The sequence below is a fragment of the Zavarzinia sp. genome (genome assembly GCF_049306435.1).
GTDB lineage: Bacteria > Pseudomonadota > Alphaproteobacteria > Zavarziniales > Zavarziniaceae > Zavarzinia.
The window spans coordinates 1-11,439 of sequence record NZ_JBAQRT010000130.1 but is presented as its reverse complement, the minus strand read 5'-3'; the positions used below and the strand labels follow the sequence as shown (position 1 = coordinate 11,439).

Below are 11,439 nucleotides of genomic sequence, written 5' to 3'. Positions count from 1 at the left end.
ACCCATGACCGTGCATTTCATCGGCGCCGGCCCCGGCGCGCCCGATCTGATCACCCTGCGCGGCCGCGACCTGATCGCGCGCTGCCCGGTCTGCCTCCATGCCGGCTCGCTGGTGCCGGAAGCCCTGCTCGACCATTGCCCGCCGGGCGCGCGGATCGTCAACACCGCCCCGCTCGATCTCGATGCCATCATCGCCGAGATGGTCGCGGCCCACGCGGCCGGCCTCGATGTCGCCCGACTGCATTCCGGCGATCTTTCCATCTGGTCGGCGATGGGCGAGCAATTGCGCCGGTTGCGCGCCCTCGGCATTCCCTATGACATAACGCCCGGCGTTCCCGCCTTCGCCGCCGCCGCCGCCGCCCTTGGCGCCGAATTGACCTTGCCGGGCCTTGCCCAGTCGGTCGTGCTGACCCGCACCTCCGGCCGGGCGACGGGGATGCCGGCGGCGGAAAATCTCACGGCGTTCGCAGCGACGGGCGCGACCCTGGCCGTTCACCTCTCGATCCATGTGCTGGACAGGGTGGTCGCGGAGCTTCTGCCGTTTTATGGCGCCGATTGTCCGGCCGCCGTGGTCTTCCGCGCCTCCTGGCCGGAGGAGCGGATCCTGCGGGCAAGCCTCGGCACGCTCGTGGCCGTCGTCGATGGCGCGGGCGAGCGGACGGCGCTGATCCTGGTCGGGTCGGTGCTGGGGGCGGAGGACTTCGGTGAAAGCCGACTCTATGCCGCCGATTACGACCGCCGTTTCCGCCCCGTCGGCGCCGCGCCCCGTTTTCCGGAGGAAGGGGCGTGATGCCGCCCGGCCTGCTGATCGGCGCGCCCTCCTCGGGCAGCGGCAAGACGACGGTCATGCTCGGCCTCGCCCGGGCCTTCCGCGACCGGGGTGTCAGCGTGCAGCCCTACAAGAGCGGCCCCGATTACATCGACCCCGGTTTTCACGCCGCCGCCGCCGGGCGTCCGTCCTGGAACCTCGACAGCTGGGCCATGCCGGCCGGGCTGATCGCTTCCCTCGGGGCCGAGGCGGCGGGGGCCGATCTCGTCCTTGCGGAAGGTTCCATGGGGCTGTTCGACGGTGTCGCCGTCGCGGGGGCCAGCGGCACCGGGGCCAGCGCCGATATCGCCCGCCTGATGGGCTGGCCGGTGGTCCTCGTCCTCGATGTCTCGGGTCAGGCGCAGACGGCGGCAGCGGTCGCGCTGGGCTGTGCCCGCTTTCAGGCCGGGCCGGGCCTTGCCGGCGTCATCCTGAACCGGGTCGCCAGCCCCCGCCACGAGGCGCTGGTCCGCGCCGGCATGGCGCAGGCCGGCATTGCCGTCTTCGGCGCCCTGCCGCGCCGCGCGAAGATCGAGGTGCCGGAGCGCCACCTCGGCCTCGTCCCGGCCGAGGAACATGGCGCGCTCGAGGAGATGATCGTCGAGGCGGCGGATTTCGTCGCGGGGAACGTCGATCTCGAAGCCTTGCGAGGCGCGGCATCGGGCGGGATCGGGGGGGTGGCTGAAACCGTGCCGGTCACGCCGCCGGGACAGCGCATCGCCCTGGCCCGGGATGCCGCCTTTTCCTTCGTCTATCCTCACATGCTGGCGGCCTGGCGCCGGGCGGGAGCGGAGATCCTGCCCTTCTCGCCCCTGGCCGATCAGGCGCCGGACGAGACGGCGGATGTCTGCTGGCTGCCCGGCGGCTATCCCGAACTGCACGCCGGCAGGCTCGCCGCCGCGAGGCATTTCCGCGCCGGGCTTCGGCGCTTCGGCGAAACGCGGCCGGTCCATGGCGAATGCGGTGGTTACATGACGATGGGCGCCGCGCTGATCGACGCGGACGGCACGGGCCACGAAATGGCCGGCCTTCTCGGCCTCGTCACCAGTTACGCCGCGCGGCGGATGCATCTGGGCTATCGGCGGGCGCGGCTTCTGGCGGCCATACCGGGGTTTCCGTCAGGCGGCGAATTGCGCGGCCACGAATTCCACTATTCCAGTGTCGTGACCCTGGACGACGAGCCCCTGGCCCAGGTGGAAGACGCCACGGGCGCGCAGGTCGCGGAAACCGGCTCGCGCCGGGGCCGGGCCACGGGCACTTTCTTTCATCTGATCGCGGGGGTGGCATGACCGGCTTCGTCTCCTTCGTCTCGGCAGGGCCGGGCGACCCGGAACTTCTCACCCTGAAGGCGGTCGATCGCCTGCGCCGGGCCGACGCGGTGCTCTACGACGACCTCGCTGCCGGCGACATCCTCGGTCACGCGCGGGAGGGCGCCGATCTCGTCGGGGTCGGCAAGCGGGCGGGGCGGGCCTCGCCCCGGCAGGAACACATCAACCGCCTGCTGGTCGACTATGCCGCCGGCGGTGCGCGGGTGGTGCGGCTGAAATCCGGCGACGCGGGCATCTTCGGCCGGCTGGAAGAGGAAGTGGAAGCCCTGCGCGCCGCCGGTATTCCATTCGAGATCGTGCCCGGCGTGCCGTCGCCCTGCGCCGCCGCCGCCGGGGCGGGGCTGCCGCTGACAAGGCGATACGCCGCGCGGCGCCTGCAATTCATCACGGGCCATGATGTTTCCGGCCAATTGCCGGACGATCTGAATATCGCCGCGCTGGCCGACCCGGGGGCGGTCACTGCCGTCTTCATGGGCCGGCGCACCTTCCCGCAACTGGCGGCGCGGCTGATCGCGGCCGGTCTTCCCGCCGACACACCGGCCCTGCTGGTCGAGGACGCCAGCCTGCCGGGGATGACGCGGCTGCGCGGCACCATGGCCAGCCTCGCCGCGCAGCTGGCGGCGGCCCCGCCCAGCCCGTCCCCGGCGATGATCCTCTATGGTCCCCTGGGGGAGGGCGAGGATGACTGAGCCCGCCCTTCACCTGTCGCTGATCGGCATCGGCAGCGGCGATCCCGATCATGTCACCCTGCAGGCGATCAAGGCGATCAACCGCGCCGACCTCGTTCTGATCCCGCGAAAGGGACAGGACAAGGCGGATCTCGCCGACCTCCGTCGCCGGATCCTGGACGAGGTGCTGACCAACCCGGCGACGATCATTGCCGGTTTCGACCTGCCGAGGCGGAACGCCGCCCATCCCGACTACCGCGCCGGGGTGGACGACTGGCACGATGCCGTCGCCGAGGCCTGGTCCCGCGCCCTGTACGACCATCTGCCCGGCGGGAGGGGCCGGGTCGCCCTGCTGATCTGGGGCGATCCCGGGCTTTACGACAGCAGCCTGCGCATCGCCGCCCGCCTGTCGCCGGCCCCCGTCATCGACGTGATCCCGGGGATCACCGCGATCCAGGCCCTGACGGCGGCGCATCGCATCGCCCTGAACGGGATCGCCGCGCCCTTCGTCGTCACCACCGGCCGGCGCCTTCGCGATCAGGGCTGGCCGCCGGGGGTGGATACCGCCATCGTCATGCTGGACGGCGAATGTTCCTTCCGCCATCTCGATCCGGGGGGCATCGAGATCTGGTGGGGCGCCTATGTCGGCATGGCCGAGGAAATGATCCTGTCCGGCCCGCTGGCGACCATGGGGCCGGCGATCGTGGCGGAACGGGCCGAGGCGCGCCGCCGCCACGGCTGGATCATGGATATCTACCTTCTGCGGAAAACACGGGACTGACCCCGGCCAGCAGGGCGACCGCCTCGACCATGGCGGGGCCGGCGCAGGTCCACAGCCGGTTGGGCACGCCGATCACCCGCAGCTCGAACGGCAGATGTGCCAGCACCGGATGGTGCAGCAGGGCATGGGCGAGGGCGGGCGACGGCGCGGGCTCGGTATCGAGCACGAGATAGTCGGGCCGCAGGCTCACCACCCATTCCAGCGGCAGGCCGCTGTAACCCTGCAAGGCCGGGTCGCGGCCGATATTGATGAAACCCGCCCGCGTCAGCAGCGTGTCGACCAGCGATCCCGGCCCGGCGGTCAGGCCATTGGGCCGCAGCACCAGTGCCCGCGCAGGTTGGGAGCGGGGCGGAATGGCGGCGAGGGCGGCCTCCATCCCGGCGATCATCGCCTCCCCCCGCGCCGGATGGCCGAGGGCGCTCGCGACTTCGCGGATCTGGTCTTCCACCGCCTCGAAGGTCGCCGGCACGTCGAGGTCGAGCACCGGCAGGTCGAGGTCGCGCAGCAGGCCGACGGTGGTCCTCGTCGTGTAACGTCCCGCGATGACGAGATCGGGGGCGAGGCGCACCACTTCCTCCGCCATGCCATGGTTCAGCGGAATGTCGCCGACGAGATCGGCGGCCGTGGAAATCCGCCGCTCCGCCGCCAGGAAGGAGACCGAGGCGATCTGCTCCCGGTCGGCGAGGCGCAGCACCAATTCGTCGGCGCAGAGATTCATCGAGACGACGCGCGGAGCCGCGCGGGCTGCCGGCGCCAGCGCCAGCAACCCGCACAGGACGAGAATCAACCGCCGCACGGAAATCCCTTGGCCGCGCGGTCGAGGGGATCGGGTGCGAGTCCAAGGCAATCGGCCCGCAACTTGTCCCACAGGGCAAGACGGCTGAAATCCGGCGGCCGGGCCGGTTTCATCTCGGGGGTGAGCAGGGGATTGGGCAGGAACACCGTCATCTGTTGCTCGCCCGCGCCATTGTAGAAGCGAAGGCCCCAGCTGCGCGGCGCGCCGTCGGCGCCGAGGCTCCGGTACAATTCCGCCCGCGCGGTGCGGCGATGGGCGGCGAGATCGGCCGGCGTCGGATTGCGTGGTCCACCCTTGTTCTCGCCGATGCAGAGGTGGAAGTGCCAGCTGCCGAAATCGACGGTCAGGTAACCGTCGAACAGGCCGATCTTCTTCGGCGCGCGTTCGGCCACGATCTCGAACACGGCGCCCTGCACGCAGGGGCCGAAGACGATCTCGAGCCAATGCGCTTCGAACAGGCGGGTCAGCAGGCCGTGCAGGAAATCGGCATCGGTCGGCAGGGGGAAGATCTCGATCTTGCCGGTGCCGGGCTCGTCGGCGACGCGGGAGAGCGCGCTCATCAGAAGCTGGCCTTCACGCCGGCATAGGCCCCGCGACCGAGCGAGCCGTAGGAATAGACTTCTTCGTATTCCTCGTCGAACAGGTTCTCGACCCTGCCGTAAAGCTCGACATTGTCGGTCAGCTCGTAGCTGCCCGCGAGATTGGCGATGATGTAACTGTCCATGTTCTGGGCCTGTGACGACCATGTCCTGGTGTAGACGACATCGGTGAAGTCGCCGGTATAGACGAGGCCGAGGCTGGCGCTCGCCCTGTTCTCGAGGAAGCGCCAGGTGGCGTCGAAACTGCCCTGGTTGGCCGGGCGGCGTACCTCGGCGAGGCCGGTCTTGCCGTCGCGGGCATGGGTGTAGCTGTAGGACAGGCGAAGGGTCAGGGCATCGACCGGCCGGGCCGTCAGTTCGACCTCGACGCCGCGATGGCGCGAGGTGGCGCTGTCGTTGATCGGCGTGCCGACATAAGTGCCGCTGCCGGCGTCGAAGACATAGGTCGTGCCGATCTCGTCCGAAATCCGCTGGTCGAAATAGGTGAGGCCGAGGCTCAGCCGGTCGGACAGGAAGCTCTGGTCGATGCCGGCGTCCCAGCCCTTGCCGCGTTCGGGCTTCAGGTCGGGGTTGCCCTTGTAGGTGCTGCCGTAACCGTAGAGCTCGTTGATGGTCGGGTTCTTCACGCCGGTGCCATAGGAGGCGCGGAACTTCGTGTCGGTGGCGTCGAGGAAATAGGCGGCGGTCAGGCGATAGGTATTGGCGTCATCGAACAGATCGTGAGCATCGCGGCGGATGGCGCCGGTCAGGCTCAGGTCCTCGAACAGGCTGAGCTGATACTGGCCGACGAAGGAATCCTGATCGACCTCCGCCTCGACGTATGAATCGATTTCGTCGCGCTTGTGCTGATAGGCGAAGGTGAACAGATGGGACGCGGCCAGGGCGGGCGTGTCCAGCGTGTAATCCGTCTGGTAGTCATAGGTCGTCGTCTCCCCCTTCGAGGAGGAGGTGACGGCGCCGTTCTTCAGGTAATCGGTATCGGCGCGGAAATGGCTGAGACCCAGCTTGTGGCGCCAGCTGCCGTCCAGCAGCGACAGACGGGCCTGCGCGCGGCCGAAGGTCTCGTCCCCGCGCGAGCCGGAGTTGGCGTCATAGGCATATTGCAGCGGGCTGGTGGTATCGCCCGGGCGCAGGCCGAAATCGTCGTATTCGCCCTTGAAATGAGTGTCGCGGAAGGCGAGGTCGAAGCCCAGCAGCTTCGAGGGATCGAAACTGGCGTTCACATGGGAGGTCACGCCGCGATAGGAATCATCCTCGCCATTGCCACGCCATGACGCGGCGGAAGAGGTGCCGGAGGTCAGCGAGCCGGTGGTGCCGGCATGGATGCTGAAACCCTCGCCCGAGGCCCCGGCCGAGACCGTGCCCAGCATCGTGCCCTGGCTGCCGCCTTCGACGCTGGCGGTCACGCGGGATGCGCCCTGGCCCTTCTTCGTCACGATGTTGATCACGCCGCCGACGGCATCCGAGCCATAGAGCGCGCTCTGCGGCCCGCGCAGCACTTCGATCCGCTCGATGCCTTCCGTCAGCAGGTGGCCGAAATCGAATTCCGAGGATGACGCGGGATTATTGACGACAACCCCGTCGATCATCACCAGGGTCTGATTGCCTTCCGAACCACGGATGCGCACCTGGGTCTGGTTGCCGATGGCGCCGGTGCGATTGACCGCGACCCCGGGCACGAGGCGAAGGGCGTCCGAGACGACGCGGATCTGTTTCGCCTCGAGTTCATCGGCCGTGATGATGGTGACCGCGCTGCCGACCGCGGTCAGGGGAGTGGCCTCGCCCAGATTGGCGCTGACCGAGACGGCGGGCAGCGGTTCGGCCTCTTCGGCATGGACGTTGCCGCCAAGGACAAGGGCGAGGGTGGAGGCGGTGACAAGGAAGGATACAGGCCGTGACATGGTGATCCCCAGCATTCCGGGCAGGCGCGGGCGGATTTCGGGCGCACGCATCCTGCCCCGCCCGCAGGTGCGGGCAGGCGAAAGACGAGCGCCATCGCGGGCCGGTTGCCACGGTCCGTGCGAAAGATGCCGAAATCGGCGGCGAGGAGAGGACTCCCCCACCCGAGACGGCGCCTATGGACGCATCACTGCTACGGATTGGCCCGCTACCTCCGGTTCACCCGACCGGCGGTAAAGTGATGCCCCTGGTGGCAGGTCTCCTGGCTCGCGGATCTCTGTCCTGCACCGTCTTCCCGACCGGCCCGAAGGCGCACGGTCAGTGACATGGGGTGCGGACTCACCGCTCACAGTTGCGGGGACAGCCACGGCCCGATGCCCAAAGGCACCTTCCGTCGTTCCCTTTTAATCCCGGTCCCGAAGGACCATGGAACCACCAAAGCAAGGGGGATTGTTAGCAGCCGCGGGATTTACGTCAATGGCGAAATCGGGACGCGGGGCCGAAATGGTCCCGGCCCGTTTTCACCCGATAGTGTCCGGCGGCGAATATTGAAGAAGGATGGCGGCCGCCACCGCCGATCAGGCCGGGTGGCGACGTCCCGCGCGCAGGAGCAAGACAGGGCATGAGTCGGCAGACACTTTCTGCCTTCATCTGGGCCGTCGCAGGCCTGCTGCGCGGGGATTACAAGCTGGCCGATTATGGCAAGGTGATCCTGCCCTTCACCGTGCTGCACCACCTCGATTGCGTTCCGGCCCCGGCCAAGCCGGCGGTGCTGGCGGGTTTCCCTAAAAGCCGAGATAGCGTCGCCAGATCGCCTTGCCGCGCCGGTCGTAATCGTCCATGGCCCTGATCAGGGCCGACAGGGCATCCGGCGGGCATAGCGCCGCCGGCAACAGAGGATCGCGGATGATGGCGCGAATGGCCTCCCGCCCGGTCAGCAGGGTTTCCGCAGCCGCTTCGATCAGGGGCAGGTCCGGCAGGCGGGCGGCGCTGGCCGCCAGGCGCCGGGACAGTCCGGCGTAAGCGGATCGCAGGTCGGTCACCGGCCACAGCGTCTCGAAACGTCGCTGCCGCGCATCATCCAGGGGACCGGTCTCGACCACCAGCAGGCTCGGCGCGCCGTCGAGGGCGAGCAGCCGTTGGCGCATGGCCGGGGCGCCGCCGTCCAGATTGTCCGGCCGGGCCCAGATATTCGTCTCCGCCTCGGCGAAACCTTCGAGGTTCAGGGCCTGCACCGTGTGGCGCCAGGCGGTGCGATGAGCCCGCTCCCGCGGGCCGGCGATGGCGAGCAGCCAGCCGTCGCGCCACGGCTGTTGTCGGCGCTGAACCTCGCGCCAGCCCATGATCCGGTGCTGCAACGGCTCCGCCTTCGCGCCGATCGCGTGGCGCCCCCGGTCCAGCGCGCGCACGCGCCCTTCCTGGCGCAGCCGGGTCAGGGCGGTGCGGATGCCGGTTGCCTCCAGCCCGAAGGCGGCGCCCGCGAGGACCAGCTCCCGGGTCGAGAAATCCGGCGGCGAGCCTGTGTCCAGCAGGTCGAGGATCAGGGTCCGCGCGCTGATCGGCGGGCGGTCGCTGGCGAGAAATATGTTGCTGTTCGTGTCCATATCAGACAAATATCGTAACAAGAAAAAGCCCGGAAGGGAACAGGCCACCGATCGAGGGAGAGACACCATGTCCAGCATCAAGCCGCTGACCCGGCTCGAGACCCACGAGGTCTTCAACCAGCCCCCGCCCTTCGAGGGGCTGAACCTGTTCACCGGCGACAGCGCGCTGGTCGAGGCCCTGCGCAAGGCCGGCGGCGGGGCGCACGAGTCCCGGCTGGCGGCCCTCGGCGCTCGCGCCGGCACGGCCGAGGTGATCGACTGGGGTTACGAGGCCAACCGCAAGACCCCTGAACTCGAGACTTTCGATCGCTACGGCCAGCGGATCGACGAGGTGCGTTTCCATCCCGCCTATCACCAGTTGATGGCCTTCGGTCTCGACAACGGCTTCGCCTCGATCGCCTGGGACGGCTCGCCCGCCGGCCATGTCGGCCATGCCGCCATCCTTTATCTGGCCGGGCAGGCGGATTCGGGCACGATCTGCCCGATGACCATGACCTATGCCGCCGTGCCGGCGTTGCGGGCCGAACCTTCGGTCGCCGAGGTCTGGGGGCCGCGGATCACGGCCGGCCGCTACGACCCCGCCGCGCGCCCGGCGGCGGAAAAGGCGGGCGTCACCATCGGCATGGCGATGACCGAGAAACAGGGCGGCTCCGACGTCCGCGCCAATACCACGAAGGCGGTGCCGGTGGGCGAGGATGGCTGGTACAGCCTGACCGGTCACAAGTGGTTCTGTTCGGCGCCCATGTGCGATGCCTTCCTGACGCTGGCCTATGCAGACGGCGGCCTGACCTGCTTCCTCGTCCCGCGCTGGCTGCCCGATGGCGAGCGGAACGCGGGCTTCAGGGTGATGCGCCTGAAGGACAAGCTGGGCGATCGCTCCAACGCCTCGTCCGAGATCGAATATCACGGCGCGCTCGCCCAGCGCCTCGGGCCCGAGGGGCGGGGTGTCGCCACCATCATCCAGATGGTGCAGCACACCAGGCTCGACTGCGTGATGGGCTCGGCCCAGATCATGCGGGGCGCGGTGGCGCAGGCGCTGTGGCACACGGCCAACCGCTCGGCCTTCCAGCGCCGGCTGGTGGATCAGCCCGCCATGTCGGCCGTGCTGGCCGATCTCGCGCTCGAGAGCGAGGCGGCGACGGCGCTGGGCTTTCGCCTCGCCAAGGCGTTCGACGACAATGACCCCGTCACCCGCCTGCTGACCCCGGTCGCCAAATATTGGGTGTGCAAGCGCACGCCAGGCGTCGTCTACGAAGCCATGGAATGCCATGGCGGCGCCGGTTACATCGAGACGGGACCGATGGCCCGGCTGTTCCGCCAGTCGCCGCTCAACGCGATCTGGGAAGGCTCGGGCAATGTCATCGCCCTCGACATGCTGCGGGCCATGGCGCGGGAGCCGGAAGGCGTGACCGCCCTGCGGGATTATCTGGCGGCCCAGGGCGGCCGGAACGCGGATTACGATGGTTTCATCGCCCGCATCGATCTGCGCGGCGCGACCGAGGGCAATGCCCGCGCGCTGGTGGAACGGCTGGCCCTGGCGGCGCAGGCGGCCGTGCTGCTCGAATGGGACAATCCGCTGGCCGACGATTTCTGCGCGTTGCGCCTGCGCGAGCGAGGGACGATGTATGGCGCCTTCGAGGCGGCGATCGATACCCGCGCCATCGTCGACCGGGCGATGCCGAGGGCCTGAGGAGGCCCTCGGAAGCCTGATCCTGCACGCCCGCCGGTATCACATGATGTCGGCGGCGATGCCCCGCTCGCGCAGGCCATCGCTCAGCGCCGCTCGCAAGGCCGGGGCCTCCGGCGGCAGGAACAGGCCGATGCTGTAACCGTGGCGGGCATAATCCTCGATCTGGTCGAGAACCAGGCCGAGCGCGGCATCGAAGGCCGGCTGCGGAAGATCCTGGGGCGGCAGCTGCAGCAAACCCCATCCTTCCGCCTCGAGGCGGAGGATCAGGGCGCCGCCCTGAAGGGCGGTGTCGGCGACGACCGCGATCCGGCGGGAGCGGAGGTCATCGCCCGTCATCGTCACCCGCCTTCAGGAATGCCGTCAGCCGGCGAAGCTCGGTCACCATCTCGAAGCCGGCCAGCTCCAGGCCGACGCCGATCATGCGGGGCCGGGGCAGGCCGCGCTCGGCCAGCACCTGTTCGAGAATGCCGATCCAGACTCCCTTGCCCGGCACATGGGTCACGGGGCGGTCCTCGGGGCGGCCGCCCCAGTCGGGACCGTGATCGGTGACGCCGACGCCGCTCGACGGGCTGCCGTCGACGCCGATCAGGACGAGATCGTCGCAGCCTTCGCGCAGGTGATGTTCGAGGATATCGGCGACCGATCGCGCCACCCGCCGGCAGTGGTGATGGTAACCGGGCGTGTCATATTGCTCGCGCACCTGCCACCAGCGCGAGACGCCGAGGAAGGTCATTTCCGGGCAGGGCATCTGCTGGATCAGGAAACCCTCGGCGCGCAGCAGGTCGAGAAGGGGCGAGACCGCGCCGGGGCACAGGGCATAGTCCGCGACCTTGGCGTTCTGATTGGCGATGCAATGGGACAGCAAGGCGATGCGCCGGCGCTTGTCCGTCATGCGCCATCCTCCCCGGCGGCGAGCGCGTCGGCGACCACGGAAAGGGGCACCGGCCGGGCCGGAAAGCGCGAGGGATTGGCGCCGAAGGCGGCCGGGTCCAGCCCCGCCGTCTCGGCAAGGTGAAGCCCGAGGCCAAAGCCGCAACCGCGGCCCTGGCAGGGGCCCATGCCGGCGCGGGTCCACAGCTTGATGCCGGCGGCATCCCGGGCGCCGTCGGCATGGGCGGCGGCCACGGTCGCGGCGTCGATCTCCTCGCAGCGGCAGAGCAGTGTCTCCGGCCGGGGCAGGCGCCCCAGCGCCCGATAGGGCACGCGGTAAGCCCGGCGCAGCATCAGGGCGAAATCGAGGGCACGGGCGAGGGCGCGCTCGTCGCC

Annotated in this window: 13 protein-coding genes and 1 riboswitch; of the genes, 6 read left to right on the top strand and 7 right to left on the bottom strand. The window is 69.4% G+C overall.

Annotated features, from left to right (window positions below; genetic code table 11):
- The first annotated feature begins 4 nt into the window (after positions 1-4).
- The 4 genes from cobM to cobF are packed head-to-tail and all read left to right on the top strand — an operon-like array spanning position 5 to position 3,585.
- The gene (gene cobM / locus WAZ62_RS07045) at positions 5-790 is read left to right on the top strand and encodes a precorrin-4 C(11)-methyltransferase (RefSeq protein WP_422642805.1); all 786 of its coding nucleotides are present in this window, start codon (positions 5-7) and stop codon (positions 788-790) included.
- A complete protein-coding gene (locus tag WAZ62_RS07040; protein ID WP_422642804.1) occupies positions 790-2,097 on the top strand; it encodes a cobyrinate a,c-diamide synthase in 1,308 nt (435 codons plus the stop codon). Before cobM ends, WAZ62_RS07040 begins: the two co-directional genes overlap by 1 nt.
- On the top strand, positions 2,094-2,825 hold the full coding sequence (gene cobA, locus WAZ62_RS07035; RefSeq protein WP_422642803.1) for a uroporphyrinogen-III C-methyltransferase: 732 nt from the start codon (positions 2,094-2,096) through the stop codon (positions 2,823-2,825). Before WAZ62_RS07040 ends, cobA begins: the two co-directional genes overlap by 4 nt.
- The gene (cobF, locus tag WAZ62_RS07030; RefSeq protein WP_422642802.1) at positions 2,818-3,585 is read left to right on the top strand and encodes a precorrin-6A synthase (deacetylating); all 768 of its coding nucleotides are present in this window, start codon (positions 2,818-2,820) and stop codon (positions 3,583-3,585) included. Before cobA ends, cobF begins: the two co-directional genes overlap by 8 nt.
- Here the strand turns inward: cobF and WAZ62_RS07025 are convergent.
- From WAZ62_RS07025 to WAZ62_RS07015, 3 genes are read right to left on the bottom strand one after another with little or no spacing between them, the layout of a single operon-like run.
- Entirely contained in the window at positions 3,548-4,381 is an 834-nt protein-coding gene (locus WAZ62_RS07025; protein ID WP_422642801.1) for an ABC transporter substrate-binding protein, read from the bottom strand. The genes cobF and WAZ62_RS07025 overlap by 38 nt on opposite strands.
- Positions 4,369-4,941, bottom strand: coding sequence for a DUF7676 family protein (locus WAZ62_RS07020; RefSeq protein ID WP_422642800.1), 573 nt, complete (start codon positions 4,939-4,941; stop codon positions 4,369-4,371). The genes WAZ62_RS07025 and WAZ62_RS07020 overlap by 13 nt, the downstream gene beginning before the upstream one ends.
- The gene (locus tag WAZ62_RS07015; protein WP_422642799.1) at positions 4,941-6,881 is read right to left on the bottom strand and encodes a TonB-dependent receptor plug domain-containing protein; all 1,941 of its coding nucleotides are present in this window, start codon (positions 6,879-6,881) and stop codon (positions 4,941-4,943) included. Before WAZ62_RS07015 ends, WAZ62_RS07020 begins: the two co-directional genes overlap by 1 nt.
- Positions 6,882-7,114: 233 nt before the next feature.
- Positions 7,115-7,331: riboswitch (cobalamin riboswitch) on the bottom strand.
- Positions 7,332-7,501: 170 nt separating this feature from the next.
- On the opposite strand from WAZ62_RS07015, the gene WAZ62_RS07010 reads away from it, so the two are divergent.
- Positions 7,502-7,729, top strand: coding sequence for a type I restriction-modification system subunit M N-terminal domain-containing protein (locus WAZ62_RS07010; RefSeq protein ID WP_422642798.1), 228 nt, complete (start codon positions 7,502-7,504; stop codon positions 7,727-7,729).
- Here the strand turns inward: WAZ62_RS07010 and WAZ62_RS07005 are convergent.
- Positions 7,665-8,483: a hypothetical protein gene (locus WAZ62_RS07005; protein ID WP_422642797.1), complete on the bottom strand. Its 819-nt coding sequence runs from the start codon at positions 8,481-8,483 to the stop codon at positions 7,665-7,667. The two genes, WAZ62_RS07010 and WAZ62_RS07005, sit on opposite strands and share 65 nt — an antisense overlap.
- A gap of 67 nt (positions 8,484-8,550) precedes the next feature.
- Between WAZ62_RS07005 and WAZ62_RS07000 the strand changes: the two genes are divergently transcribed.
- On the top strand, positions 8,551-10,173 hold the full coding sequence (locus WAZ62_RS07000) for an acyl-CoA dehydrogenase family protein (RefSeq protein ID WP_422642796.1): 1,623 nt from the start codon (positions 8,551-8,553) through the stop codon (positions 10,171-10,173).
- 39 nt (positions 10,174-10,212) lie between these two features.
- Here the strand turns inward: WAZ62_RS07000 and WAZ62_RS06995 are convergent, their stop codons facing one another.
- The 3 genes from WAZ62_RS06995 to WAZ62_RS06985 form a co-directional block, all read right to left on the bottom strand.
- Entirely contained in the window at positions 10,213-10,509 is a 297-nt protein-coding gene (locus WAZ62_RS06995; RefSeq protein WP_422642795.1) for a hypothetical protein, read from the bottom strand.
- A complete protein-coding gene (locus WAZ62_RS06990) occupies positions 10,496-11,065 on the bottom strand; it encodes a hypothetical protein (protein WP_422642794.1) in 570 nt (189 codons plus the stop codon). The genes WAZ62_RS06995 and WAZ62_RS06990 overlap by 14 nt, the downstream gene beginning before the upstream one ends.
- A partial coding sequence (locus tag WAZ62_RS06985) for a (2Fe-2S)-binding protein (protein ID WP_422642793.1) occupies positions 11,062-11,439 on the bottom strand: 378 nt, incomplete at its 5' end. The genes WAZ62_RS06985 and WAZ62_RS06990, both read right to left, overlap by 4 nt.

What these genes read in the sequence shown, in the direction of transcription:
- cobM (WP_422642805.1), top strand. Translation starts at nt 5, where the DNA reads ATGACCGTGCATTTCATCGGCGCCGGCCCCGGCGCGCCCGATCTGATC.
- WAZ62_RS07040 (WP_422642804.1), top strand. Translation starts at nt 790, where the DNA reads ATGCCGCCCGGCCTGCTGATCGGCGCGCCCTCCTCGGGCAGCGGCAAG.
- cobA (WP_422642803.1), top strand. Translation starts at nt 2,094, where the DNA reads ATGACCGGCTTCGTCTCCTTCGTCTCGGCAGGGCCGGGCGACCCGGAA.
- cobF (WP_422642802.1), top strand. Translation starts at nt 2,818, where the DNA reads ATGACTGAGCCCGCCCTTCACCTGTCGCTGATCGGCATCGGCAGCGGC.
- WAZ62_RS07020 (WP_422642800.1), bottom strand. Translation starts at nt 4,941, where the DNA reads ATGAGCGCGCTCTCCCGCGTCGCCGACGAGCCCGGCACCGGCAAGATC.
- WAZ62_RS07015 (WP_422642799.1), bottom strand. Translation starts at nt 6,881, where the DNA reads ATGTCACGGCCTGTATCCTTCCTTGTCACCGCCTCCACCCTCGCCCTT.
- WAZ62_RS07010 (WP_422642798.1), top strand. Translation starts at nt 7,502, where the DNA reads ATGAGTCGGCAGACACTTTCTGCCTTCATCTGGGCCGTCGCAGGCCTG.
- WAZ62_RS07005 (WP_422642797.1), bottom strand. Translation starts at nt 8,483, where the DNA reads ATGGACACGAACAGCAACATATTTCTCGCCAGCGACCGCCCGCCGATC.
- WAZ62_RS07000 (WP_422642796.1), top strand. Translation starts at nt 8,551, where the DNA reads ATGTCCAGCATCAAGCCGCTGACCCGGCTCGAGACCCACGAGGTCTTC.
- WAZ62_RS06995 (WP_422642795.1), bottom strand. Translation starts at nt 10,509, where the DNA reads ATGACGGGCGATGACCTCCGCTCCCGCCGGATCGCGGTCGTCGCCGAC.
- WAZ62_RS06990 (WP_422642794.1), bottom strand. Translation starts at nt 11,065, where the DNA reads ATGACGGACAAGCGCCGGCGCATCGCCTTGCTGTCCCATTGCATCGCC.